Here is a 1,985-nt window from a genome sequence, read left to right as displayed (position 1 = left end):
GGACGCACTTGCCATATGCATCAACGCCGTGAATACTGAACACATTCTTGGCGAGGTCAACGCCAATAGTTTGAATGGTGGACATAGTAACCTCCAGTTCTTCAGCGTGTACCGAGTAAGTATGGCACGCAGAGTGTCAGGTAGAGGGAGTCCATATCATTCGTTATAAGTCAAAGGTAAATATGGGTCATCTATTAGAAGATAATAATATATCAGTAACGCATGACACTGTTTTGCCGAGTGGGCACTTAGTTAAAGCTGGTAGCAAAGTAACCACAATTTCCTCTCAAGGAGAATATAATGGCTACAAAATGCGAGTACCGCCTCCAGAGTTCGAAGCGTTAATGTTTTTCAATGCATTGGAAGCCGCATTTAAAGCAGAACAGATGAAAAAAGATATTTTAATTCAGCGCTCCGGTTTTGATGGAATGTTTGAAATAGACACTAGCGAAGAGAACATGCAAAAGTTTTTTGCTATGTGTCAGCAAGCAATGGCAGCGATAACATTCTCAATTAGTGCTATAGAGTCATGGGTAAATAAATCATTTGTTTTGCATGGTAAAGTAGACGGAAAGCCTACTCAATTACGCCTCGAACGTCCAAACAAGACAGCCCGTGAGATTTTTTCTGACAAGATAGCTTCCGATCAATCTATTCCGATCAGACCTAAGTTGTTTCAATTAGCACCTCAGGTATTCAATGTTCCACCACTTAAAGAACACAGTTCTTTGAGAAAGGCAGTATCAGAACTGGTGGATGAACGAAATATCGTGATGCATATGCAATCTAGTTTAACTATCAGTAGTTTGGAGTTTGACCGAGTTAGCTATGCTGTAAAATTGTACAAGGTTAGTGCTTTTCATGGACCAGAGCAAATTCTCAAGTATTTCAACTATATCTATGAAAAATCTGCCTTGCCCACGCCCTTATGGTTAAGTGTCGCAAGTGGTGAGTTAAAGTCTTGTCGCAAGAAGTTGAAATGACTTATAACAAACTGTTTAAGAGGGATTCGCAACGCGTGGCATTTTACTATGCGTTAGTTTTAGTGATTAAGGTGGTTTGCAGTGGCTTTGGTGTTGCGTTGCTCACCCCTTAACAGGGCGTTATGTTTTAGGGGGAGACAATGCCGTACAAGATGAATGAGAAACAGTTTGAAGCAGTTTTAGAATTGGAAAGCTTCAAACGATACGATCATTTCGTTAGTAAAGTTGCAGATTGGGAGCAGCTATGGGGTGTGAAAAATGAAGATGGATGGCTTGTTCCAGTGGCTCCTGAAGAATTTGAGTATTTCCCATTATGGCCACATCCAGAGTATGCCCAGAAAGTTGTTGATGAGAACTTTATTGGCCATCAGGCAGTAGAAATTAGCCTAGATGAGTTACTCGACCACTGGCTACCACTTTTTGAAAAAGATCAAGTTAAGGTTGCCGTATTTCCTGACTGGAAGTGGACATTTTGGTGTATAGAGCCTGATGCTCTAAAAGAAGATTTACTAAATGAAATGGCTAAATACGGGTAAAAACATAACAAGCGCTTCAAGTTGATTCGTAACGCTTGGCGGTTTTGGCGTTAATTTTTGTTTGGGTGATTACGGTTTAAAATTTGGCTTCAGTGGTGCGTAACTCACAACTTAAGCGTGCGTTATATGCCTCTTGAGTTTTGATGAATAAAAGGAATTTCAATGATTTTAAATCATGTCTCCGTTGGAGTTAAAAATATCGAATCAGCAGTGAATTTCTACGACGCTGTGTTTGAAACTCTATCTATTAATCGAACACACCTAATTGAAGGTGTCGCGGCAGCTTACGGCACCAACTTCGAGTTTTGGGTTGGTCTACCGTCGGAAGGTTATGCGTCAAATGGTAATGGAACTCACATAGCCTTTAATGCTTGCAATCAAGAGGCAGTTGATAACTTTTACGCAATAGCTGTTAAGTTAGGTGCAATATGCGAGGGGAAGCCAGGTTTACGCCCAGACGCCCAGA

The 1,985-nt window shown here is 40.9% G+C and carries 3 protein-coding genes; all 3 read left to right on the top strand.

What is annotated here, in order from left to right; genetic code table 11:
• The first annotated feature begins 182 nt into the window (after window positions 1-182).
• Window positions 183-983 (top strand): hypothetical protein, encoded by an 801-nt coding sequence (locus tag L4D05_RS23920; protein ID WP_428795490.1) that lies wholly within the window; start codon window positions 183-185, stop codon window positions 981-983.
• Between the two features lie 140 nt (window positions 984-1,123).
• Window positions 1,124-1,519 carry a DUF2750 domain-containing protein gene (locus tag L4D05_RS23915; RefSeq protein ID WP_428795489.1) on the top strand — a complete coding sequence of 132 codons (396 nt, stop codon included), beginning with the start codon at window positions 1,124-1,126 and terminating at the stop codon, window positions 1,517-1,519.
• 162 nt (window positions 1,520-1,681) lie between these two features.
• A partial coding sequence (locus L4D05_RS23910) for a VOC family protein (RefSeq protein ID WP_428795488.1) occupies window positions 1,682-1,985 on the top strand: 304 nt, incomplete at its 3' end.

The organism is Vibrio nomapromontoriensis, assembly GCF_050337205.1.
Classification (GTDB): domain Bacteria; phylum Pseudomonadota; class Gammaproteobacteria; order Enterobacterales; family Vibrionaceae; genus Vibrio; species Vibrio nomapromontoriensis.
Note: the sequence above shows the minus strand (reverse complement) of the source record. Positions and strands in the feature narration are given on the sequence as shown.